Below are 22,523 nucleotides of genomic sequence, written 5' to 3' on the forward strand. Positions count from 1 at the left end.
GCACGATCCCTCTCGCCCTGGCATCCAGATGAAAGCGGATCTCGGAGAGCGATCCCAAGTGCTTATGCGGCTCCGTCGTCGATTGTTGACGAAACCAGTTTAGCAGAAGCCGGCGAGGCAAATCGGCCTGAAAGTCAATTCGGCTTTGCGAAGCGCTCGATGCGGAAATCCTGCAGCGGAATATCCGTTTTCCCAGTCGCCATGATTTCCGCCATGACGTCGCCAACGCCGGGTCCGAGTTGGAAACCATGGCCGGAAAAGCCGAATGCGTGGAAGAGCCCCGGTGTCGTCGATGAGCGTCCTATCACCGGAAGGCCATCCTCGACATAACCCTCGCAACCCGACCAAGTGCGTATGACCGCAACGTTTTTCAGCGCCGGCAAAATCGGCAGCAGCGAACGAAGCTGACCCGGCAAGCGAGCCGGGTCTGCCTTGGCGTATCCGGTATCGAGTGAAACGTCGGTGCGCTCGGCGCCGCCACCGAAGACGATGTTGCCCCGTTCCACCTGCCGCAGATAACCGCCTCCGTGATCATGTGCCCAGACGCCGACGACCGGGAGAATGCGATAGGGGAGAGGTTCCGTCACGCCCATTTGCGGACCTTTGGCAACGATCGGAACCGCCTCCCCGAACAGGCTTGCGATGCGCGCACCCCAGGCACCCGTGGTGTTCAGCAACATCGAGGCTTCATGCGAACCCTTCGACGTTTCGACCTGAAATCCATAGGCACTTTTTCTGATGGTGCCGATGCCGACATTTTCGACGATGTCGGCGCCCAATTTTCGGGCGGCATGAGCGAAAGCCGGTGCGATAAGACGCGGATTGCCGCTTCCATCCTTCGGGGAAAAGGATGCCGCGATCGCATCGGGGCCAAGACCTGGAAAGCGAGACCGCACCTCCCCCGCGGTCAACTCCTCCAGCTCCAGTCCCCACGGCCGGGCCTCCTTGACGAAGGACCGCATCGCGGCAAGCCCTTCCTGGCTGAACACCAGCCGTAGATGGCCGGTTGCGCGGAATTCCACGTCTCGTCCTAACATGGCCTCGGCGTCTCGCCACAGGGCAAGCGAGCGGTGAGCAAGCGGCAATTGCGGAATATACCGGCCGCTTCGTCTGACGTTGCCGAATGACGCTATCGTAGCGCCGCTCCCGACCCGATTGCGTTCGATAAGTGTCACGCGGATGCCGCGCCGGGCGAGAAAAAAGGCGGAGGCAGCTCCCATGAGCCCGCCGCCCAGCACGATAGCATCCATTGAGGATCTCCAGGGGCTGAAAACAGTCCCCATCCTGTCCGACCCGGCTCGGCGCTGTCAAAGTCGGGATTACGCAATGCCCATAAGTCCGGCCTATGGGGTTTGCCGGTCGTCAGAGCATAAGTCCGGCTTATGACATTTGGCGTTTTCGCTCTTGGACCTTGCCGACCCGTCCATGCCAGATTCGGGACAGGCAAAGGAAGGAACGGATATGGCGGATGCGGCAAGACAAGCAGTAGAGGCTTCGCAGCAGGATTGGAAGATCGGCGTCGATATTGGCGGCACCTTCATCGATTTCTGCGCGCTGGAAAGCCGCTCCGGTCGCATTGCTTCATTGAAGGTGCTGACAACGCCCGATGATCCGGGTGCGGAGTTGATGACCGGGCTTTCCCTGCTTGCCGAGCGCGAGGGGTTGCTGCCGGAGGCAATCAGTCGCTTCGTTCACGGCACCACGGTCGGTATCAACACCGTCATTCAGAGACGCGGCGTGTCGCTCGCGCTCCTGACGAATGCCGGGTTCGAAGATGTCATCGAGCTCGCACGGCTGAAAATGCCTGACGTCTATTCTCTTTTCTGCTCGCGGCCGGAACAGCTGATCGCACGCGACATGATCTTCGGCATCCCCGCGCGCTTGCGGGCCGATGGCAGCGAAGCGCGTGCGCCGGACATGAAAGCGGTTGCCGTGGCGGTGGCTGCCGCAAGAGCCAAGGGCGCGGCGGGCATTATCATATCCTTTCTGCATTCCTGGCGCGACGATGCCCAGGAAACCGCCATCAAGAACGAAATCGAAAAACTCGCACCCGATCTCTTCGTTTTCACCTCCTCGGAAGTGTGGCCGGTCATTCGCGAATACGAGCGCACGACGACCGCGATCCTCAACGGCTACGTCCATCCGAGGGTTTCGGGTTACCTGACGGCTCTCGAAGACAAGCTCGCATCGCGCGGAGTGAAGGCGCCGGCCCTGCTGACGAAATCGAACGGCGGCGTCATGAACGCGGCGGAAGGAAAGCGTTCCTGCGTCCAGATGCTGCTGTCCGGTACGGCCTCGGGCGTGATCGGCGCCGCCTGGCTGGCGCGTCTCGCCGGTGAGAAACATGTCCTCACCCTTGACATCGGCGGCACCTCGGCAGACTTCGCGTTGATCATCGACGGCGAGCCGCAATTCGGGACAGGCGAATTGATCGGCGAGTTTCCGCTTCACATTCCCTCGGTCTCCGTCAGCTCCATAGGCGTCGGCGGCGGTTCCATTGCCAGCATCGACGCCCATGGCGTCTTGCGGGTGGGGCCTGAATCGGCCGGCTCTACACCCGGTCCCGCCTGTTATGGCCGCGGCGGCACGCAAGCGACCGTGACCGATGCCATGGCCGTCTGCGGCTGGCTGGGGCACAGCGAAATGGCCTACGGTCAGTTGCAGGTCGATGTCGGGCTCGCGCGCGCAGCCGTCTCGACGCTTGCCGAGCGTATCGGTCGCTCGGTTGAAGAGGTGTCTCAGGCTATTCTCGATATCGCTATCTCGGAGATGTTCGTCGAGGTGGAGAAGCTGGCATCGCGGGCCGGGGTCGACCTGCGGGAGTTTACCCTCATGCCGTTCGGCGGTGGCGGCCCGATGCTGGGCGCGTTCCTTGCTCGCGAATTCCGCATGGCCAAGGTCATCGGACCGCCACGTCCGGGGGTGGTGTCGGCTCTCGGCGGGCTGGTTGCGGATCTGCGCGGCGACTTCATCAAGACGGTCTTCACGCATCTATCGCCGGCAGCCGTGCCATTGCTGCGCGGTTCCTTGGAGGCGCTGTCGGACGAAGGACGGAGCTGGCTCATCAAGCAGGGCCATGCAGGACCTGCCGAATTGCGGATTTCCGCCGACATGCGCTATGTCGGTCAAAGCTTTGAAATCGAGGTTCCGCTGCAGGCGGCTTGGGTAGCGGAAGGCAATCTCGCCGCGATGGAAGAGGCGTTCCATGCCATGCACGCCCGCCTCTATGATTTTGCCGACCCGGACGGCCGGATCGAGATCGTCAATCTCCGTCTGTCCGCGATCGGCGCCGGACCGATGCTGCAAACGACCGTCGGCCTCGACGAGATTGCCGGCATGGCCGAGCCGGAACGCGAAATACCGGTTTATACCGGCAAGGCATTCGAATGGATCGGGCTATACCGGCGGGACCAATTGCATCCGGGCGGCCGCTTCAGCGGCCCCGCCGTCGTAGCCCAGGACGATACGACTTTTGCCATTCCTGCCGGCACGCAGGTGACGATCGACCGCCACCTGAACCTTCATCTCACCTTCTCGGAGTAACGGCCCATGTTCGACCGTTCGAACCTTCAAGTGTTTGCCAACCATACCCGGGCCGCCGCCGAAAACATGGCCTATACGCTGCAGCGGACGGCACATTCGGCCTTCGTCAAGGAGACGGAGGATTTCACCGTCATGCTGATCAATCGCAAAGGGGAAACCTTCGGCGTCCCGATGAGCCTTGGCGCGACATGGTATCCGGGGCTTACCTATACCCGGGCCATCGAAATGGTCGGGGATTACAAGCCGGGCGACGTTGCCTTTACCAATGATCCCTATTCCTGTTTCGTGGCGACGCACGCACCGGACACGCATCTCTGGAAGCCGGTTTTTTATGGCGGCGAGATCATCGCCTGGACCGGCGGGCATATCCATAACACCGACATGGGCGGCGCCGTGCCGGCTTCCCTGTCGCGCGCGCTGACGGAAATTCATCAGGAAGGCATTCGCTTTCCGCCGATGAAGCTGGTCAACGAAGGCATCTTCGATGAAAATATCCTGAAAATCATGACCACGAATGTGCGCAAACCCGACCTCAACATCGGCGACATCAAGGCGCTGGTCGGAGCGCTCAACACCGGCGAGCGCAAGATCCTGGCGATGGTCGAAAAATTCGGCAAGCAGGCATTTCTCGAAGGCGCCGACGTGCTTCTGGATCACGCTGAAGCGCAGGCGCGCGATCTCCTGCGGACAATGCCGGATGGCACGTGGGAATTCGTCGATTATGCGGATGAGGATTCCGTCGAGGCCAATCCATGCCGCCTGAAGCTGACGCTGACGATCAGCGGCGATGCGGCGATCCTCGATTTTACCGGATCCGATCCGCAGCTTGGCTCGTCGCTCAACGTTCCCTCGGGCGGCGATCCGCGCCACACCATGCTGCTGGTCGGCGTCTATTACATTCTCTATACGCTGAACCCCAAGATCCTGCTCAACACCGGGCTGACCCGTCCTTTCACCTGCATTGCGCCGCAGGGAAGTGTTCTCAATCCGGTATCGCCGGCCGCCGTCGGCATGCGTTCGCTTACCTGCGCGCGCTTGCGGTCCGTGATCTTTGGCGCCTTCAGCCAGGCGGTTCCCGGATTGCTGCCTGCCGCGCCGGCCGGCAATAATTGCATCATCAACGTCATGACCACGGACGAACGCACGGGCCGCAGCGTCATTGCTGCCGTCAACCCGGTGGTCGGTGGCGGCGGGGGGATGCCGCATCGCGACGGGACCAACGGTTCGGGTGCCGATGCAGGTTATCTGAAGAATACGCCGATCGAAATCACCGAGACCGAAGTGCCGATCGAGTTCGTCAAATACGGGCTTGCCAAAGACAGCGGTGGGGCCGGCCGTTGGCGTGGGGGTCTTGCGACCGAGATGGCGTTCCGCGTGTTCTCGCCCGGAAGCCGTATCACGGCCCGCAACCGCGACCGCAGCTTCTTCCGCCCCTGGGGTGTGCTCGGCGGCAAGGCGGCAGGGCTTTCCGACATGGCATTGAACCCCGGGCGTGAGGATTATCGCCGGCTCGGCAATATCGATACCGCCGTCTTGCAGCCGGGAGATGTGCTCGAGATCCGCTCGGCTGGAGGCGGCGGTCGCGGAAATCCGCTTGAGCGCGAGGTCTGGCGCGTGCTGCAGGATGTGGAGCGCGGCTATGTTTCCTTGGAAGTGGCCGAGCGCGATTATGGCGTAGTCATTCGTAACGGCAAGGTGGACGAAGCCGAAACCTCTCGTCTCAGAGCGTCGCCCGCGGTTCCGTCGGCCCACTTCCATTACGGCGCGGAGCGTGAAGGCTACGAGGCACAATGGACGCCCGCGGCCTATAACCTGCTCACGGATATTCTCGCCTGTCTTCCGATCCATTGGCGCTTCTTCACCAAGACGGAGATTTTCCGCCGAATGAAGGGACGTGCGGGACCTGAGGGCGTTGCCGCGGCTTTTGCCGATGTCCGCGCCCGGTTCCCGGAAATGCCGGAGGTTCGTCTTCAAATCAAAGAGGTGGAGGCGGCCGAATGAGCAAGGGGCCGCGTCCGACTGGAGAAACAGGGCGCATCGTCCGTCTCGCCGAACAGGACCGGCCATCCGTCCGCTTCCTGCTTGACGGCATAGAACGGGAAGCCTTGGCCGGTGACACGGTGCTGACGGCCATGCTGACATTCTCGTCGGTTCTTCGGCAATCCGAATTCGGGCCGGAGGCGAGGGCCGGCTTCTGCCTGATGGGCGCCTGCCAGGATTGCTGGGTCTGGCAGCAGAATGGAATCCGCCTGCGCGCCTGTTCGACCCTCGTCGGCAACGGCATGTCCCTGTTAAACCGGGCGCCGGGAGATTGGCTATGACGACGAATGATCGGAAGGCAACGGTGATTGTCGGCGCTGGTCCGGCGGGCATCCGCGCAGCCGAGCTTCTGGTGGCCGCCGGTATCCGGCCCGTCGTGATTGACGAGGGGATGAGGGCGGGCGGCCAGATATATCGCCGGCCACCGGCGGGGTTCATGCGGTCAGCCCAGCAGCTCTATGGTTCGGAGGCCGGCAAAGCCCTTGCCCTTCATTCCCTCTTCGATCGTATGGTCGCTCGCGGCGAGGTCGAATACCATCCTCAAAGTTCAGCGATGGCGCTCGCGGACAATATGCTGCAGGTGCTGACATCAGCCGGTCGACGGGAGTTCGCCTATAACAGGCTGATACTGGCAACCGGTGCGACCGATCGGCTGGTGCCGATACCTGGCTGGCAGGCGCCCGGCGTCTATAGCCTCGGAGCTGCGCAGATCGCCCTGAAGGCGCAGGGTGTCGCCTTGGGGCGAAGGATCGTTCTCGCGGGTTCCGGCCCCCTGCTGACCCTCGTTGCGGCCCAGCTTCTGAAGGCCGGAGCGAATGTTGCGGCCGTTCTCGATACGGCCTCGCTTCGAAACCAGATCCTTGCGCTTCCGGACATGATGGCAAGGCCGGATCTGGTCCTGCGGGGCCTGGCGATGCGGATGAAACTCGGCCTGATATATCGCGCGGGCGTGACGCTGACGGATATCGTCAGCGACGAGACCGGACCGACGGCCGTTCGCTGGCGGGATGCCGGCGGGGGCGAGCATCGCACCGAATGCGATATGGTCGGCATTGGCTGGCATCTGAGAGCCGAAACGCAGCTTGCCGGCCTCGCTCAATGCAGGTTCGACTACGATCCGGGCTGGGCGCAGTGGCTGCCGCGGGCGGATCGAATGGGCCGAGCTGCCGATGGTGTCTATCTTGCCGGCGACGGCTTGCGGATCCTTGGCGCCGATGGCGCGGAGGTAGCGGGACGGCTGGCCGCGAGCGCCTGCCTTGCCGATATGGGATTGCCTTATCCCAATCCGGCACGGGATCTCCGGCGGCTCGCCCGCTATGAACGCTTTGCTCGCGCCCTTGCCCGCGCTTTCCCCTGGCCTACCGGCATGGTCCGATCCGTTCCCGATGAAACGATGGTTTGCCGTTGCGAGGGTATCAGCGCCGGCGATCTGCGTGAAAGCGTCGACCATGCCGGGGGTGAGGCAAACCGGGTGAAGTCAATGGTGCGGGTGGGTATGGGACGATGCCAAGGACGGTTTTGTCAGCTCGCCGGCGCCGAACTGATTGCGGGACGTGCGGGAATCCCGGTTTGCGAGGTCGGTCGCCTGCGTGAGCAGGCGCCTGTTCGTCCGCTGCCGATCGGATCCTGGATAAACGAGACCTGACCAAGTTCGTTTGGCTATGCCGACGCGATTTACTCCGGCGCGGCTTCGCCATCCTTCAGCACGCCGGCACAGGCCCGGCGCAAATAGTCGCGCATCATAAGGTGGCTACCCGTCAAGGGACGGTCCCGGCTGGTCAGCAGCGCGATCGGAACTGTCTTTCGTGGCAACAGCGGCCGGCGCACAAGGCCGGGAAACTGTTCCCACGGCAGCAGACCATCCACGATCGCGACACCGAAGCCATTGCGGACGAAGGGCAAGGCGGTAATGGAGATATCGATCTCGATCGCGGGATTGAACGCCTGGTTTTCCGAAGCTGCGGCGTTGGCAAGCAGCTGGCCGGGGAAGGTATCGGCGCGGTAGGAGATCAGCGTCTCGTTCTGAAGATCGGCGAAGGTGATGTAGTCGCGCGCGGCAAGATGGTGCCCTTCCGGCACGATGCAGATGAGTTCGGCATATCCGAGCGTTTCGACATCGATGTCAGGCCGCGCGATGTTGTTCATGACGATGCCGAGTGGGGCATCGCCATTGCGGATCATATCCACGACATTGATCAGCGGTGCGATCAGCGAGCGGACGACGACATCCGGATAGGTCGTTCTGAAGGCGAGAAGCGCCTTGGGTACGATCGACATGGCCGGCGGTGTCGTGGCCGCGATCCTGATCAAGCCGGTCCGCCCGAAGCGCATATCGGTCGTTCGGCGCCGAAGCGCTCCGAGCTCGGAAAAGATGCGCTCGGCTTCCGGATATAGTTCTTCAGCCTCCCTCGTCGGGACCAGCTTGCCGCGCACGCGGTTGAAGAGTTTGAACCCCAGCTGGTCTTCGGCATGCAGCAGGATTTGGCTTAGCGCCGGCTGCGTGATGTTGAGCATGGCGGCAGCGCCGGTCACAGTTCCGGATCGCATCAGCATGCAGAAGACTTCGAGCTGACGGGCCTGCATCAGGAAAATCCGTATTGTCTGGTTCGGTTGCCGGCGAAGTCTAGCATGGGTGACCCATTTCAGAAGTCGGCTACCTTGCCCCATGCGGATTGCAGGAAACGGTCTGGGTGATAGGGTTTCGGGTCGACCATCGGCGTGACAGCGGTGACGATATCGGCGATCAGGTGGCCGGCACCCGGTCCGATGCCGAAGCCGTGGCCGCTGAAACCGGCCGCCAGCACGAAGCCCGGTATGGATGCGATCTCGCCTATGCCGGGCACGCCGTCAGGGGTCGAATCGATATAGCCGGCCCAGCTTGCGGTGATGCGGCGGTTTGCGATGGCAGGAAGCAATTCGCGCGCACGGTCATAGGTAAGCTGGATCGTGCCTCTATCGACGGCCGGATCGAGGATACGCATCCGCTCCATCGGCGTCGGCTGGTCCAGACGCCAGCGCACCAGGCTTTCGTGGCCGCTGCGAAAGCCCTCGACGCCGCCCAGCGAAAGCGCGCGCCAGCGGCGAACGAACATCGGCAGAAACTGTGCGCCAAACCGAATGTTCTGCGGCGTGGGATCGACGCGGCCCCGCCCGCTGATCGCGAGCGTATGGCCGCCATCGCCTCTGCGCGTCACCGAAACATACGCGGTATGAAGAGCGTCTGGGAGCTCGCCGTTGCCGGGGCTGACGGAAAGGATCGATGAGCGGATCGACGCCTGCGGAAAGCGAACGCCAAGCTGACGGCAGAAGGACGAAGCCCAGGCGCCGCCCGACAGGACGGCAACCTTGGTCTTGATCGTGCCTTCCTCGGTCACGACGGCGGAGAGCTTCCCGCCTTCGGTTTCTATGCCGCGCGCCGCGCAATTCTGGCGTAGGCAGCCGCCCAGCTTCATCAGGGCGCGAGCGACAGCCGGGGCGGCGTTGGCGGGATCGGCAATGCCATCGGTTGGGGAAAAGACCCCACCCTTCCAGGTGCGGCCGGTCGCCTTGCCGCGTTCGCTGGCCTGAGCGCTATCCAGCATATGCGTGGTCACGCCCATGCCGCCGGCAAAGTCGCGCCAACGGGCCCATCCGGCAAGCTCTTCGTCACTATTGCTCAGATAGAAGAGGCCGCAGCGGCGAAAGCCGGTGTTCTCTCCGCTCTCCGCGGCGAATCGGTCCCAAAGCTCCAGGCTTTTCGTCGCCATCGGCAGCTCGCGGGCATCGCGGTTCTGCTGCCTGCACCAGCCCCAGTTGCGGCTGGACTGCTCGGCGCCGACGCGACCTTTTTCGAGGAGAACGACTTTGAGGCCCCGCTTTGCCAGATAATAGGCGGTAAAAACGCCGACAATCCCAGCCCCGATGACGACGACATCGGCAGAGGCCGGCAATTCCGGCGAGTTTTCGACAAGGGTAAGCGGTGCGGGCATGGATGCGGGTCTCCTATCGAGCCGACAGCATAGCCAAATGATCGGACATGAAGCTGCCGCACAACCGCGCCATGCGGCATAAGATTCTGCTCAAGGGGAACCAAGCGGTCGATTGTGCCGGTTCGATTCCTGCAGAATGAAATAGACAAGATGGACCATGGTGTTATGCTCAATCTTTGAGAATTCGCAGCATAAAATGCCGCCTTAAATGGGAAAGATCTGCCGATGAAGCTCGACCGTATCGACATCAAGATCCTGTACGAACTTCAGAAGAACGGCCGCATCACCAATGTCGAATTGGCGGAACTGGTCAACCTGTCGCCGAGCCCCTGCCTTATGCGGGTCAAGAAACTGCAGCAGGAAGGCTATATCGAGGGATACTCGGCCCAGATCAATATCGGTAAACTTGGCCAGACGCTGACAGTCTTTACGGAAGTTACGCTCAAGAACCATCGGCAAATCGATTTCGCCCGTTTCCTTTCGGCAGTCGAAAAGGTCGATCAGGTCATCGAATGCCACCTCGTTTCGGGTGGCTACGACTATATGCTGAAGTTCGTGACGGCTGGGATCGGAGAATATCAGACGATCATGGAACGCCTAACCGACCTGGATATCGGCATCGACAAGTATTTCAGCTTCGTGGTGCTCAAGTCGCCGATCGTCAAGGCGCATATGCCCTTGACCAGCCTGTTTCCCATGTAGCGCCCAGTGGCATTTCCGGACTGTGTCCGGCTAGCCGTGGCCATACTCGCGCTTGAGTTCCGGGTCCTGGACGAGATTGTCGAGCCAAGTCGGATCGAGCTTGGGAACGGACCCGAACAGCAGCTGGGAATAGGGGTGGCGCGGTGCATCTGCGGCCTCGCGCGTGATCTGTTCGACTTTCTTGCCGCCATACATCACGACGATCTCATCGCAGATCGCTTCGACAACCGACAGATCGTGGCTGATGAAGATGTAGGACAGATGCAGCTCCCGCTGCAGTTCCTTAAGCAGGTCGATAATCGCCGCCGCAACCACCGTGTCGAGCGCGGATGTGATCTCATCGCAAATGATCAGCCGTGGCTCTGCCGCAAGCGCACGCGCGAAATTCACGCGCTGCTTCTGTCCGCCTGACAATTCCGACGGATAGCGATAGCGAAGCGCGCGCGGCAATCGCACCATGTCAAGCAACTCGTCGACTCTGGCCGCTCGAGCCCTGCGGTCCATCCCATGATAGAAGGCCAGGGGCCGCTCGAGAATATCGGCGATCGATTTTGCCGGATTGAGTGCCGTGTCGGCATATTGAAAGACGATCTGCATCTCCCGCAATTGATCGCGCGAGCGCAATTTGGCAGCACGATTCATGTCGCTGCCATTGAAGCCGATAGTGCCTGATACGGCCGGCAATATGCCGGCAATTGCGCGCGCCAGCGTCGACTTTCCGCATCCGGATTCACCGATAATGCCGAGATTCCTCCCCTTTTCCACCTCCAGGCTTACGGATTGAACCGCACAGACCGCGGGTAGGCCATTAGTCTGGATATCGCCATAGCCCGCCACCAGATTATCGATCCTCAGCACGGATGCAATCGTCCCACCTGTTTTGCCGTCGCGGATGGCTTGCTTCGGCTCGAACGCCGCCAGCAGCTCGCGCGTATAGGGATGGCTCGGCCGTCTTAGGATCGTCTCCGTCTGCGCGATTTCCTGAATTTCGCCACCCTTGAGCACGGCAATCCGATCGGCAATCTGTGCGACGACGGCCAGATCGTGTGACACATAGACGCCGGCGATGTCGCCGGCACGGATGACGGATTTGAATGCCTTCAGCACATCGATCTGCGTCGTCACATCAAGTGCGGTCGTCGGTTCGTCAAAAATGACAAGCTTGGGTTCGCCGATCAGAGCCATGGCCGCCGCCAGCCGCTGCAACTGACCTCCCGAGACCTGATGCGGATATCGTTCGCCGATTGTTTCGGGGTTCGGCAGCGACAGCGCCCGGAAGAGCTCGATCGCGCGCTGGCGAGCCTGTTCAGGCGGCATCAGCCGGTGAATGCGAGTGACCTCGATCACTTGCTCCATGATCTTCGTAGCGGGGTTGAAGGCGGCCGCTGCACTTTGCGGAATATAGGCAACCGTGGTGCCGCGGACCTTTGAACGCTCGCTTTCGGAAAGGGCGGCCATGTCCTGCCCATCGACTTGGATCTCCCCGCCGGAGATGCGACAGCCCTCGCGCGCATGCCCCATGAGCGTCAGCGCGATCGTCGTCTTGCCCGAGCCGCTTTCGCCGATGAGCGCGACAATCTCGCCCTTGGCGATATTGAAACTGACGCCCTTGATGATCTCGACGGTACGCCCGGAATCGGTCGTCGCCTCGACTTTCAGATTCTTGATTTCAACGAGGCTTGTCATCGTCATGCGCTCCTGTCTCTGATCCTGCGCGGCAGGTTGTCGATCAGCAGGTTGACGCTGATGGTGAGGCTGGCAATGGCAAAGGAGGGCACGAGTACGGCCGGGGCGGCAAAGGGCAGCCCGCCGATATTTTCGCGGACCAGGGCTCCCCAGTCGGCATAGGGCGGCTGCAGGCCGAGGCCGAGAAAGGAGAGGCCCGACAGCAGGAGCACGACAAAGACGAAACGCAGGCCGAAATCCGCCAGAACCGGTCGGATAATGTTCGGCAGGATTTCCGAACCGATAATGTAGCCGACCCGCTCGCCGCGGGTGCGGGCAACCGTGATGAAGTCCATAGTGTTGATATTGACCGCGAGCGCGCGAGCAAAGCGATAGGCGCCGGGCGTATAGATGACGGCAAGCGTGATGATCAGCACCGGAATGGACGAGCCGACGGCGGCAACGACGACCAGGCCGAAAAGCTTGCTTGGAATGGAGTTCAAAGCATCGAGAAACCGGCTCAGGATCGTGTCGAACCATCCACCGACAACTGCGGCGGTCATGCCGAGCGTAACGCCGCAAAAGCAGCACAGCGCGACCGCAGCCAATGAAATGCCGACCGTATAGCGAGCGCCCATCAAAACGCGCGAGAACATATCACGGCCGAGATAGTCCGAGCCGAGCCACAATTGCCGGCTTATAGGGCCGAAATAGTCCGTATCGACGATATCGCCGACGGAATAGGGGAGCATGTAGGGTGCGAACAATGCGACGATCGTCCAGCCAAGGATTATGGCAAAGGCCACAACGCCAACAAGGCTGACATTATAGCCAAGAAGGGAAGGGGTGCGGGAAGCCAAGCTGTTCGTGGTCATCGCAGCCTCGGATTTGACAGGATTGCAACGATATCAGCCACGGTGATCAGCAGGAGATAACCGACGCAGAAGATCATCGCGCAGCTCTGGATGAGCGGGAGATCGCGGGTCGCGACGGCGTCCACCATCAATTTGGCAATACCCGGATAGTTGAAGATGGTCTCGACGATGATCACACCTCCGACGAGATAGGAGAGCGATAGCGCGATCGCGTTGACGATCGGCCCCAGCGCATTGGGCAATGCGTGCCTGAAAACCATGCGGCCGCGCGAGGCGCCCTTGAGCAGGGCCATTTCCACATAGGGCGTCTTCAGCGTCTCGATCAGGGCCGCCCTGGTCATGCGGATCATCTGAGCTGAGATGACGAAGGTGAGCGTGATAACGGGCATGGCGTAGATCTTCAAAAGGTCGAAGACCGTATGCACCTGGCTGATGGAGGACAGTGCTGGCAGCCAGCGCAGATAGACGGCGAACAGCAGCACCGCAAGCGTTGCGACCATGAATTCGGGCACCGATATGACGCCGATGGAAATGATCGTGACAATCCGATCGTAATAGGAGCCTCGAAGCATGGCCGAGGTAATGCCAAGCAGGAGCGCAAGCGGGACCGAGACGAGCGTCGTGATGGCGGCAAGCTCCAACGTCGCAACCAGACGGCGGCCGATCAGCTCCGCAACGGGCATATTGTTTGCATAGGACGTGCCGAGGTCACCCCTGATCAGGCCCAGAAGCCATTCCAGGAACCGCAGGATCGCCGGCTCGTCGAGATGCATTGCCTTGCGCAAGCCGGCAACCGCTTCTGGCGTAGCTGCCTGGCCGAGCAGAATGGAGGCCGTGTCTCCCGGCAGCATACTCGTTGCGAAGAAGACGGCGAATGACACGATCAGCAAGGTGATGATCGTGATAAAGAGCCGGTTTAGGATGAGATTGGAGACCTCGGATCTCAATGGCGATGCTCCTGCGGCGATCTACGACACGAACGGCGTTCGCGAGACGGAGGTTCCCGGACGGGTTTGCGCCGTCCGGGGGCTCAGCTGCCGTTAGGCATCGAGCCACAGATACTCCGCCATTGCATAACCCATCATGCCACCGAGCGGGTTGGCTTCCAATCCGTGCACCTTGCCCGAAAGCGCATCCACATTCGAGATGTAAGCCGGGATGATGGTGCCGGCTTCTTCAGCGACCATCACCTGCATTTCGGCGTAGATCTGCTTGCGTTTGGCCTGATCGAGCAAGCCGCGGGCTTCGATCAGCATCTTGTCGAACTTTTCCGACTTGTACTGGCTTTCGTTCCACGGTGCATTCGAAGCATAGAGAAGTGAAAACAGGATGTCCGGCGTCGGGCGCGGATTGATGTTGCCGAAATGGATCGGTGCCTTGAGCCAGTAATTATCCCAATAACCATCGGAAGGAACGCGTTGGACATCGAGCTTCATGCCGATGTTTGCGCCGGCCGCCTGGATGATCATCGCCATGTCGATCGACGAAGTTGCAGCGTCGGAGGCTATCACCGGAATGGATTGTCCGAGCACGCCGGCCTTCTGGAAATGGAACTTCGCCTTGTCCGGATCGAAGGCCTTCGGCTTCAGATCGTTGTTGTGATAGATATTGGCGGGGGAAACGGGCTGGTCATTGGCAACTTCGCCAAGGCCGCGCAGGGCCGACTTGACGATTTGCTCGCGATTGACCAGCGACTTCATGCCATCGATGAAGTCCTTCTTGTTGCCCGGCGTCATGTCGAGGCGCATGTTCAGATTGGTATAATTGCCGCTCGTCGTTTTCGACAGCGTAAAGCCTGACTGTCCGTCGATCAGCTTCATGGCGCGGGGATTGATCGAAGCGGCGTAGTGAATGTCGCCCGAAAGCAGCGCATTGACCCGGGCATTGTCATCGCTGATCGCAAAGAACTCAAACGACTCAAGGTAGGGCTGGCCGGACTTCCAGTAGTTCTTGTTCTTCACCACGACCGAGCGGTTGCCCGGGTCGAAGGTTTCCAGAACGAAGGCCCCGGTGCCATTGCCCTTCGAGAAGTCCGTCGTGCCGTTGGCGACGATCATGAAGTGATGCAGGGCGAGAATGGTCGGCAGGTCGGCGTTCGGGTCGGCCAACGCGATTTCGACCGTAGACTTGTCGACAGCCTTGAAGCCGGTCATCTGCGCGGCGATCTTGGCGACTTTCGAGCCGACGCCAGGATCGAGATGGCGTTTGAGCGAGAAGACGACATCATCGGCCGTCAGCTCCTTGCCGTCATGGAATGTCACGCCCTTGCGCAGCTTGACCGTCCAGGTCTTGGCGTCCTTGCTTTCGATGCTTTCGGCGAGTTCCATCTGCGTCACACCGGCCTTATCGATGAAGGTCAGGCGATTGTAGAGCGAGCAACAGCGCACATAGTCCGTCGACAGCGATGCCTTGGCGGGATCCAGCGTATCGGCGGTCGAGGACGACCAGCCGGCTGCTTTCAGATTGCCGCCGGATTTCGGGGTGGCCGCGACGGCATTCGATGCCCGGCCGAGCACCAGGCCGCCCGCCGACATGGCTACACCGCCCGCCAGAAGCATGGTGAGAAGTTCGCGGCGGGTGGCGCCTCGACGAATGGCGTTCTCGACCATCGCGTCATCCGAGGCAGTCCAGTTCATGATCTTGTCGTTCATGTCATTCCCCTTTTTTCTGGTTGGCAGTCTGCTTTTTATTGGATGCGACGATGATGACGGCTGGTCAGGCCGCCTCCAGCGCCCTCACGGCTTCGGCAAGCTCGGCCATGGATTTGAAGTGGTAGTCCGGCGTGGTGAATTCGGCCGGTTCGATCGTGCCGCCGTAACCGGCCTGCGCGTGACGGCGCTGGATCCAGCAGTTCGTCATTCCCAATTGCCGGGATACGCCGATATCGTGGTACTGGCTCTGCGCTACGTGGAGAATATCGTCCTTGCTGGCATTCTCGCCGGCCACGAAGTCGAAGACCTTATGAAAGAACGCCGGATCGGGCTTTTCGGTGCCGGTGTCGTCCGCAGTGAAGGCAGCGTAAAACGGATGTCCCAGTTCCGCCGAGAAATGTTCGAAGGCCCAGCGTCGGGCGTTCGTCATAGCGATCAGCCGATATTTGCGGGCAAGTTGCGCCAGGGCTTCGGCACTGTCGGGAAAGGCTTTCCATTGTCTGGCGGAATCGCGCAGGCGTCGGCCATAGGCCTCTTCGGCCGGTAAACCGAGTTTTGGGGCGATGGCGAGATAGACACGCACGAGATCATCGGGAAACAGATCCGCATCGTCGGCGTAGCGCGCGGCTCGATAGAGCGCAAGCGCCTCCTCGCCGTCGATCGTCACCTTCGCTTCAGCTGCAATTTCGTTGAGGCAGGTTTTCAGGCCGCCTTCGAAGTCGATCAGCGTTCCGACAACGTCGAAGCTCATATATTTGAATTCTGCCAGCGACTTAGTCATATCTTACCCCAGTCTGCTTGCTGGCGGCGCCGGGCGGCCGCCTTGCGGAAGATTATGCTGTTCCCAGGTCCACTTGTTTTCTGACGCTCCCGAATTTGCCGGGATGGACCTTCATTAAGGATAAGTTTGGCACTTCGACCGCGCCGTTTGCGCCGAATCGGACTAGCGATGCGGCACAAAATTCTGAAAAACGCCTGCGCGCGGTATATCGATCCTAGCCCTCGGCCGGTTCAGTCCTTCAGCACCCGGCGGACGTCGGGATCTTCGAGCGTCTGATCAAGCGTCTTTTCCGTTCGTTCGATGATCGCGTCGATATCGGCGTCCGTGCAGCAAAGCGGCGGAGCATACCCCAGCACGCCATTGGCGAAGGCGCGGACCACGAGACCGTTTTCCCAAGCCCGGTCGAAAATCCGGCGTGATGGCTGGGCTTCCGCCGGCAGCGGCGTTTTTGCGGCCTTGTCCACGACCAGCTCGATCGCAGCCAGCATGCCGCGGCCGCGGACATCGCCCACCAGGGGATGATCTCTCAGGCTCTCGAGGCCGGCCATCAGCCTCGCGCCGGCCTTTATGCCGTTTTCGAGCAGTCCGCCTTCATAGAGTTTCAAGACTTCCAGCCCGACGGCCGCGCTTACGGGATGGGCGGAATAGGTGTAACCGTGACCTACGGCAGAGGCTCCCGCCCCGTCGGCAATGACCTGATAGACATGATCGGCCATGAACACCGCGCCCATCGGAACGTAGCCGGAGGTGAGCCCCTTCGCCGTGGTGATGAAATCGGGAACGATCTCGTCTTCGGAACAGGCAAAAAGCGGGCCTGTCCGGCCGAAGCCGGTAATCACTTCGTCTGCGACGAAGAGAATGTCGAGTTCCTTGCAGAGGTCCCGCATGGCCTTCATCCATCCCTTCGGCGGGACGATCACCCCGCCCGAGCCCTGGATCGGTTCGGCATAGAAGGCAGCAACCCGGTTTGCTCCAATCGCGTCGACCTTTGCCCTGAGTGCCGCGAGAGACGCTTGGATGATGGCATTCGCATCCTGTCCGACGGGATTGCGATAAGGATAGGGCGACGGAATCTTGTGCTGCCAGTCGAGCGGAACGCCGAAGCCGGCATGAAAGTTGGGCAGGGCGGTCAGCCCCGCGCCGACCGTCGAAGAGCCGTGATAGCCCTGCTCGATCGAGATGAACTGATCGCGCTGCGCCTCACCGCGCGCAAACCAATAGTACCGAATGAAGCGGACGGTACTGTCGATGGCGTCCGAACCGCCCAGCGTGAAATAGATGTGGTTGAGGTCGCCGGGGGCACGTTCGGCGAGCTCGGCGGCAAGGCGGATGGCCGATTCACTGCCGAGGCCGAAATAGGCTGTCGCATAGGGAAGCTCGCGCATCTGGCGAGCCGCCGCCTCCACGATCGTTTCGTGACCGTAGCCGGCGTTGACGCACCAAAGCCCTGCGAAGCCATCGATCAACTGGCGGCCTTGAGCATCGGTGATCGTTGCTCCCTTGGCGGATGAAAGCACCCGCACGCCTTGCTGCTCATGGCCGCGATAGGAGGCGACCGGATGCACCAGATGGGCGCGATCGAGCTCGATGAGGGAATTGCTGTACATGGTCTTCTCCGGATCAGCCGAGCGCCTGGTTGGCGAGGGCGAAAGTAGTGACTGTCGAGGAATTGCTGCGCTTGATAACGGGGTTCGCCATGGTAATGCCGCCGCCGACATGGACAAGCGAATGGCTGGCGAGCCAAGGTCCGAGATCGGTTTCCGCGCCGGTGTCGACACGCAGGAACGCGCCGGTTTTCCGGCTCATGAAGTGGGACAGCAGCGATTTTGCATCTTCTATGTCTGGGGCGACGACCGGCCCCACGACCTCGCCTCGGCCAAAGGGACGAAGGCAGGCGAAGGCGGCGACCTTGCCGTTGCGGCGGATGATCGCAAATTCACCCAGATCCGCTAATCGTTCAACCAGGGCGGAACGGTCGGCGCCAAAGGCCTCGCGGTCGAGAGCTGTAATTGCCGAGATATCGGCCCTGGTCGCCGCTTCGGTGTTTGCCGGTTTCGCAACCGCCGCCACAAGGCCTTGGTGTTGAACGACGGCGCCGGTCTGGCGAAAGCCCAACTTTTCATAGAGAGGCAGGCCATCGGTGGTCGCGGTGAGCCGCAGGGGACGGTCATCCGCGAGAGCCAAGGCTGCCTCCATGAGGCGGCGTCCCAGTCCGCGTCCGCGCATGCTTGCAGCGACGATCACCATGTTGATCGTAGCGCAGTCCGTTTCGTAAGGCGTCAGTAGCGTGGTGCCGACCACCTCACCATCGGCTCCGATTGCAACGACACCTTTGCTGAGGTTCAGGGCGACTTTCCAGTCCTCCAGGCGATGAGGCCAGCCGGCCTCTTGCGACAGCCGGACCGCAGCGTCCAAATGGTCGGGACCGAAAGGCCTGATTTCTATCTGTCGCTCCTGCATGGCGCTCCTCATATTTCTTTTGCCCAAGTGTCGGAGCGTCGGTGCCGGAAGATTATCTGAAGGCGATGTCCTTGACGGTATCTTTCGCCGTAGCTGGTCGCTCTTGCCGCATCTTATGCCGTCACGCCACAGACAGCAGTCGCGAAAGTGTAAGCGAAAGGCGTCTTCGTCGGCTGTCCCTGCAAGCAAATGCCAAACGAACGCCGCTATACGAAACTTTCTGCTCTGAACCTCGCAAAATCAGTGGGCTCACGCGCCGAAAGCAATCCTATTATCGTGTTCTCCACCAAACGCCTCGAGGGGCAACACGTAAGGACGAAGCGCATGACCACCTTCCGCCCGAAATATATCACCTTCGATTGCCACGGCACGCTGATCAATTTCCAGATGGCGGAAGCCGCCCGTGACCTCTATGGCGATCGTCTCGACGAGGCGGCCATGCTGCAGTTCATCAACAATTTCGCTGCTTATCGGCTCGACGAGATCATGGGCGCCTGGAAGCCCTATACCGACGTGGTGCACAATTCGCTCGAGCGGACGTGCAAGCGCAACGGCGTTGCCTTCAAGGAGGAAGATGCCAAGATTGTTTATGAACGCGTCCCCACCTGGGGGCCGCATGCTGACGTTCCGGCAGGTCTTGCCAAGGTCGCCAAGGAAATTCCGCTCGTCATCCTGTCGAATGCGATGAATAGCCAGATCATGTCGAATGTCGCAAAGCTCGGCGCGCCCTTCCATGCCGTCTATACGGCCGAGCAGGCCAATGCCTATAAGCCGCGCTTCCAGGCCTTCGAATACATGTTCGACATGCTCGGCTGCGGCCCGGAAGACATTCTGCACTGCTCGTCCTCCTTCCGCTACGACCTCATGTCGGCCCATGATCTCGGCATCAAGAACAAGGTCTGGGTCAACCGTGGTCACGAGCCGGCCAATCCTTATTATGGCTATGTCGAAATCGCCGATATTTCCGGTCTGCCCGGTGTTGTGGGGCTCTGAGAAAGGGCAGCCAGATGAAATATTCCTCTTATTGGCATGATACGGCGCCACGCTTTGCGGGTGCCGCTGCCGGCCCCGTCGAAGGGCATTATGACGTCGTCGTCGTGGGCGGCGGCTTCACCGGGCTTGGCGCCGCCCGGCAGCTTGCCATGGCGGGGGCGAAGGTCCTTGTTCTGGAGGCTGAGACCGTCGGCTTTGGTGCGTCCGGGCGCAATGGCGGCCATCTGAACAATGGCCTGGCGCATAGTTACATTGCGGCAAAGGCGGAATTGGGCAAGGAGCGGGCGATCGCCCTCTATCACGCGCTGGACGCTTCGATCGACACGCTCGAAGCGATTATCGCCGAAGAGGGGATCGACTGCAATTTCCGCCGCGCGGGCAAGCTGAAGCTTGCCTCCAAGCCACAGCATTTCGAAGGTCTGGCCAGGAATTTCGAGGCGGTGCATGCCGAGGTCGATCCCGACACCGCGCTGCTTTCCGCCACCGATCTCAAGGATGAGATCGGCTCGCCGTTTCATGGCGCGATGCTGTCGAAGAAGAGCGCCATGATGCATATGGGCCGCTACGTCGCCGGATTGGCCGAGGCGGCCAGGCGACGCGGTGCCGTCATCGTGGAAGGCGCTGCCGTGACCGAGCGCAGCCAGGCGGGCGGTAGGCACGTCCTCAAGACAAGCAAGGGCACAGTTACGGCAGACCAGGTCATGATCGCGACCGGCGCCTACACGACAGCCAATTTCAGCTATTTCCGTCGCCGCATCATGGCGGTCGGCAGTTTCATCGTCGCGACACGGCCCTTGACGGATGCGGAAGTTGCCTCGGCAATGCCCGGCAATCGCACCTGCGTGAACACGATGAACATCGGCAACTACTGGCGCCTGTCACCGGATAACAGGCTGATCTTCGGAGGGCGCGCCCGCTTTTCGGCGACCTCGGACCAGCGTTCCGACGCCCGGAGCGGCGAGATCCTTCGCGAAAGCCTTGCCCGGATATTTCCCCAGCTCGCCGAGGTCGAGATCGATTATTGCTGGGGCGGTCTCGTCGATATCACCAAGGATCGCTATCCGCGTGCCGGCTATCATGACGGCATCTGGTACGCCATGGGCTATTCAGGTCACGGCGCGCAACTTTCCACGCATCTCGGCATGACCATTGCGGATGCGATCCTCGGAAGGCCTGACCGCAACCCGCTCAAGGGGCTCGATTGGCCGGCCGTTCCCGGCCATTTCGGCAAGCCGTGGTTCCTGCCCTTGGTCGGCCTGTATTACAAAACGCTCGACAGATTTCAGTGATATCAGCCGGCGGTGGGTTTTGGCGAAATCAGCAGCATAAAAAGAGGGGTCGCGCTTGCGGCCCCTTTTCCAGTCTGAGACGCGACAACTCAGTTAAGACCACCGATATGGAAGGCCTTTGTTTCCAGATATTCTTCGATTCCGAGCTGCGAGCCTTCGCGTCCGAGGCCGGATTGCTTGACGCCGCCAAACGGTGCGACCTCCGTGGAAATCAGGCCGGTATTAAGGCCAACCATGCCGAATTCGAGCGCCTCGCCCACCCGCCACGCGCGCTTCAGGCTCTCGGTATAGAAATAGGCCGCAAGCCCGTAGGGCGTACCATTGGCAATAGTGATCGCCTCTTCTTCCGTCTCGAAGCGGAAGAGCGGTGCGACCGGGCCGAAGGTCTCCTCGGCGGCGAGCTGCATGGCGGTGGTGGCCCCGGTCAGGACGATCGGCGCGGTGTATTGCGGGCCGGACGGCAAGTCCCGCTTGGCCGTCACGATTGTCGCGCCCTTCGAGAGCGCGTCTTCGACATGACGATTGATCTTGGCGATCGCCGCTTCGTTGATCATCGGACCGATCGCAACGCCGGCTTCGGTGCCCGGGCCGACCTTCATGGCATCGACGCGAGCGGCGAGCTTCTTGGCGAAAGCATCATAGACGCCGGCCTGGACCAGAATGCGATTGGCGCAGACGCAAGTCTGGCCGCCGTTGCGGAACTTGGAGACGATCGCTCCCTCTACGGCAAGGTCGAGATCCGCGTCATCGAAGACGATGAAGGGGGCGTTGCCGCCGAGCTCGAGCGAAAGCCGCTTGATGCTGTTGGCTGCCCCGCGCATCAGTAGCGAGCCGATCGGGGTGGAGCCGGTGAAGGAAATCTTGCGCACGGTCGGATTGGCAAGGATCTCTGCGCCGATCTCGGACGGCATGCCGGTGACGATATTGATGACGCCGGTCGGAATGCCGGCCATTTCTGCGAGCACGCCGAGCGCCAGGGCCGAGTAGGGGGTGAATTCGGAAGGCTTCACCACGACGGTGCAGCCGGCCGCGAGCGCCGGCGCAAGCTTGCGCGTGATCATCGCATTCGGAAAATTCCAGGGCGTGATGATGCCGCAAACGCCGACCGGCTCCTTCAGCACAAGAATGCGGCGGTCGGGGGTCGGCGAGGGAATGGTCAGGCCGCCGATGCGGCGGGCTTCTTCGGCGAACCATTTGACGAAGGAGGCGCCGTAGCGGATTTCGCCACGGGCTTCATCAAGCGGCTTGCCCTGCTCGATCGTTAGGATCAGCGCGAGATCATCGATATGCTCGAGCATCAGATCGTGCCAGGCTTCCAGCCGCGCCGCACGCTCGGCATGGGTCCGCTTCTTCCAGGAGCCATAAGCCGCCTCGGCGGCCTCGATTGCCGCCCGGGTCTCGTCGCCGCCCATGTCCGGCACCGTTCCGATGACGGCCTGCGTTGCCGGATCGACGATGGCCACGGTCTTGCCCGAACGGGCGGGAAGCCAGTCGCCGCCGATCAGCGCCTGCTCACGGAACAGGGATGGCATTTTCAGATTTTGCATGTTCGGATC

18 protein-coding genes are annotated in these 22,523 nt (G+C 61.2%); 7 read left to right on the forward strand and 11 right to left on the reverse strand.

The window, feature by feature from the left end; genetic code table 11:
* Positions 1–134: 134 nt before the first annotated feature.
* Positions 135–1,250 (reverse strand): FAD-binding oxidoreductase, encoded by a 1,116-nt coding sequence (locus FHT73_RS09625; protein WP_183711219.1) that lies wholly within the window; start codon positions 1,248–1,250, stop codon positions 135–137.
* Between the two features lie 211 nt (positions 1,251–1,461).
* On the opposite strand from FHT73_RS09625, the gene FHT73_RS09630 reads away from it, so the two are divergent.
* From FHT73_RS09630 to FHT73_RS09645, 4 genes are read left to right on the forward strand one after another with little or no spacing between them, the layout of a single operon-like run.
* Complete coding sequence (locus tag FHT73_RS09630; RefSeq protein ID WP_183711221.1) at positions 1,462–3,543, forward strand: hydantoinase/oxoprolinase family protein; 2,082 nt, start codon at positions 1,462–1,464, stop codon at positions 3,541–3,543.
* A gap of 6 nt (positions 3,544–3,549) precedes the next feature.
* Positions 3,550–5,544: a hydantoinase B/oxoprolinase family protein gene (locus FHT73_RS09635; protein WP_183711223.1), complete on the forward strand. Its 1,995-nt coding sequence runs from the start codon at positions 3,550–3,552 to the stop codon at positions 5,542–5,544.
* Positions 5,541–5,864 carry a (2Fe-2S)-binding protein gene (locus tag FHT73_RS09640; protein WP_183711225.1) on the forward strand — a complete coding sequence of 108 codons (324 nt, stop codon included), beginning with the start codon at positions 5,541–5,543 and terminating at the stop codon, positions 5,862–5,864. The genes FHT73_RS09635 and FHT73_RS09640 overlap by 4 nt, the downstream gene beginning before the upstream one ends.
* Positions 5,861–7,228 carry an FAD/NAD(P)-binding oxidoreductase gene (locus FHT73_RS09645; protein WP_183711227.1) on the forward strand — a complete coding sequence of 456 codons (1,368 nt, stop codon included), beginning with the start codon at positions 5,861–5,863 and terminating at the stop codon, positions 7,226–7,228. Before FHT73_RS09640 ends, FHT73_RS09645 begins: the two co-directional genes overlap by 4 nt.
* 29 nt (positions 7,229–7,257) lie before the next feature.
* Here the strand turns inward: FHT73_RS09645 and FHT73_RS09650 are convergent, their stop codons facing one another.
* Positions 7,258–8,166, reverse strand: a complete 909-nt coding sequence (locus FHT73_RS09650; protein ID WP_183711229.1) for a LysR family transcriptional regulator — start codon at positions 8,164–8,166, stop codon at positions 7,258–7,260.
* A gap of 59 nt (positions 8,167–8,225) precedes the next feature.
* Positions 8,226–9,551: an FAD-binding oxidoreductase gene (locus FHT73_RS09655; protein WP_183711231.1), complete on the reverse strand. Its 1,326-nt coding sequence runs from the start codon at positions 9,549–9,551 to the stop codon at positions 8,226–8,228.
* A 225-nt stretch (positions 9,552–9,776) separates the two neighbouring features.
* Between FHT73_RS09655 and FHT73_RS09660 the strand changes: the two genes are divergently transcribed.
* Entirely contained in the window at positions 9,777–10,253 is a 477-nt protein-coding gene (locus tag FHT73_RS09660; protein ID WP_015343674.1) for an Lrp/AsnC family transcriptional regulator, read from the forward strand.
* Between the two features lie 30 nt (positions 10,254–10,283).
* Here FHT73_RS09660 and FHT73_RS09665 read toward each other — a convergent pair whose 3' ends face one another.
* The 7 genes from FHT73_RS09665 to FHT73_RS09695 form a co-directional block, all read right to left on the reverse strand.
* Positions 10,284–11,939 carry an ABC transporter ATP-binding protein gene (locus tag FHT73_RS09665; protein ID WP_183711233.1) on the reverse strand — a complete coding sequence of 552 codons (1,656 nt, stop codon included), beginning with the start codon at positions 11,937–11,939 and terminating at the stop codon, positions 10,284–10,286.
* A 2-nt stretch (positions 11,940–11,941) separates the two neighbouring features.
* Positions 11,942–12,793 (reverse strand): ABC transporter permease, encoded by an 852-nt coding sequence (locus tag FHT73_RS09670; protein ID WP_183711235.1) that lies wholly within the window; start codon positions 12,791–12,793, stop codon positions 11,942–11,944.
* Positions 12,790–13,740 (reverse strand): ABC transporter permease, encoded by a 951-nt coding sequence (locus FHT73_RS09675; RefSeq protein ID WP_183711237.1) that lies wholly within the window; start codon positions 13,738–13,740, stop codon positions 12,790–12,792. The genes FHT73_RS09670 and FHT73_RS09675 overlap by 4 nt, the downstream gene beginning before the upstream one ends.
* Before the next feature lie 93 nt (positions 13,741–13,833).
* Complete coding sequence (locus FHT73_RS09680; RefSeq protein WP_112336036.1) at positions 13,834–15,444, reverse strand: ABC transporter substrate-binding protein; 1,611 nt, start codon at positions 15,442–15,444, stop codon at positions 13,834–13,836.
* Between the two features lie 64 nt (positions 15,445–15,508).
* Positions 15,509–16,225, reverse strand: a complete 717-nt coding sequence (locus FHT73_RS09685; protein ID WP_183711239.1) for an HAD-IA family hydrolase — start codon at positions 16,223–16,225, stop codon at positions 15,509–15,511.
* 230 nt (positions 16,226–16,455) lie between these two features.
* Entirely contained in the window at positions 16,456–17,832 is a 1,377-nt protein-coding gene (locus FHT73_RS09690; protein ID WP_183711241.1) for an aspartate aminotransferase family protein, read from the reverse strand.
* 13 nt (positions 17,833–17,845) lie between these two features.
* Positions 17,846–18,685 carry a GNAT family N-acetyltransferase gene (locus FHT73_RS09695; RefSeq protein ID WP_183711243.1) on the reverse strand — a complete coding sequence of 280 codons (840 nt, stop codon included), beginning with the start codon at positions 18,683–18,685 and terminating at the stop codon, positions 17,846–17,848.
* 324 nt (positions 18,686–19,009) lie between these two features.
* On the opposite strand from FHT73_RS09695, the gene FHT73_RS09700 reads away from it, so the two are divergent.
* Positions 19,010–19,678, forward strand: a complete 669-nt coding sequence (locus FHT73_RS09700) for a haloacid dehalogenase type II (RefSeq protein WP_112609119.1) — start codon at positions 19,010–19,012, stop codon at positions 19,676–19,678.
* A 14-nt stretch (positions 19,679–19,692) separates the two neighbouring features.
* Positions 19,693–20,967: an FAD-binding oxidoreductase gene (locus tag FHT73_RS09705; protein ID WP_183711245.1), complete on the forward strand. Its 1,275-nt coding sequence runs from the start codon at positions 19,693–19,695 to the stop codon at positions 20,965–20,967.
* Between the two features lie 89 nt (positions 20,968–21,056).
* Here FHT73_RS09705 and FHT73_RS09710 read toward each other — a convergent pair whose 3' ends face one another.
* Positions 21,057–22,514 carry an NAD-dependent succinate-semialdehyde dehydrogenase gene (locus FHT73_RS09710; RefSeq protein ID WP_183711247.1) on the reverse strand — a complete coding sequence of 486 codons (1,458 nt, stop codon included), beginning with the start codon at positions 22,512–22,514 and terminating at the stop codon, positions 21,057–21,059.
* Between the last annotated feature and the right edge of the window lie 9 nt (positions 22,515–22,523).

It is taken from the genome of Rhizobium sp. BK098 (assembly GCF_014193155.1).
Lineage (GTDB): Bacteria > Pseudomonadota > Alphaproteobacteria > Rhizobiales > Rhizobiaceae > Rhizobium.

What these genes read in the sequence shown, in the direction of transcription:
- FHT73_RS09625 (WP_183711219.1), bottom strand. Translation starts at nt 1,250, where the DNA reads ATGGATGCTATCGTGCTGGGCGGCGGGCTCATGGGAGCTGCCTCCGCC.
- FHT73_RS09630 (WP_183711221.1), top strand. Translation starts at nt 1,462, where the DNA reads ATGGCGGATGCGGCAAGACAAGCAGTAGAGGCTTCGCAGCAGGATTGG.
- FHT73_RS09705 (WP_183711245.1), top strand. Translation starts at nt 19,693, where the DNA reads ATGAAATATTCCTCTTATTGGCATGATACGGCGCCACGCTTTGCGGGT.
- FHT73_RS09645 (WP_183711227.1), top strand. Translation starts at nt 5,861, where the DNA reads ATGACGACGAATGATCGGAAGGCAACGGTGATTGTCGGCGCTGGTCCG.
- FHT73_RS09680 (WP_112336036.1), bottom strand. Translation starts at nt 15,444, where the DNA reads ATGAACGACAAGATCATGAACTGGACTGCCTCGGATGACGCGATGGTC.
- FHT73_RS09690 (WP_183711241.1), bottom strand. Translation starts at nt 17,832, where the DNA reads ATGTACAGCAATTCCCTCATCGAGCTCGATCGCGCCCATCTGGTGCAT.
- FHT73_RS09695 (WP_183711243.1), bottom strand. Translation starts at nt 18,685, where the DNA reads ATGCAGGAGCGACAGATAGAAATCAGGCCTTTCGGTCCCGACCATTTG.
- FHT73_RS09660 (WP_015343674.1), top strand. Translation starts at nt 9,777, where the DNA reads ATGAAGCTCGACCGTATCGACATCAAGATCCTGTACGAACTTCAGAAG.
- FHT73_RS09710 (WP_183711247.1), bottom strand. Translation starts at nt 22,514, where the DNA reads ATGCAAAATCTGAAAATGCCATCCCTGTTCCGTGAGCAGGCGCTGATC.
- FHT73_RS09650 (WP_183711229.1), bottom strand. Translation starts at nt 8,166, where the DNA reads ATGCAGGCCCGTCAGCTCGAAGTCTTCTGCATGCTGATGCGATCCGGA.
- FHT73_RS09700 (WP_112609119.1), top strand. Translation starts at nt 19,010, where the DNA reads ATGACCACCTTCCGCCCGAAATATATCACCTTCGATTGCCACGGCACG.
- FHT73_RS09685 (WP_183711239.1), bottom strand. Translation starts at nt 16,225, where the DNA reads ATGACTAAGTCGCTGGCAGAATTCAAATATATGAGCTTCGACGTTGTC.
- FHT73_RS09640 (WP_183711225.1), top strand. Translation starts at nt 5,541, where the DNA reads ATGAGCAAGGGGCCGCGTCCGACTGGAGAAACAGGGCGCATCGTCCGT.
- FHT73_RS09665 (WP_183711233.1), bottom strand. Translation starts at nt 11,939, where the DNA reads ATGACAAGCCTCGTTGAAATCAAGAATCTGAAAGTCGAGGCGACGACC.
- FHT73_RS09670 (WP_183711235.1), bottom strand. Translation starts at nt 12,793, where the DNA reads ATGACCACGAACAGCTTGGCTTCCCGCACCCCTTCCCTTCTTGGCTAT.
- FHT73_RS09655 (WP_183711231.1), bottom strand. Translation starts at nt 9,551, where the DNA reads ATGCCCGCACCGCTTACCCTTGTCGAAAACTCGCCGGAATTGCCGGCC.
- FHT73_RS09635 (WP_183711223.1), top strand. Translation starts at nt 3,550, where the DNA reads ATGTTCGACCGTTCGAACCTTCAAGTGTTTGCCAACCATACCCGGGCC.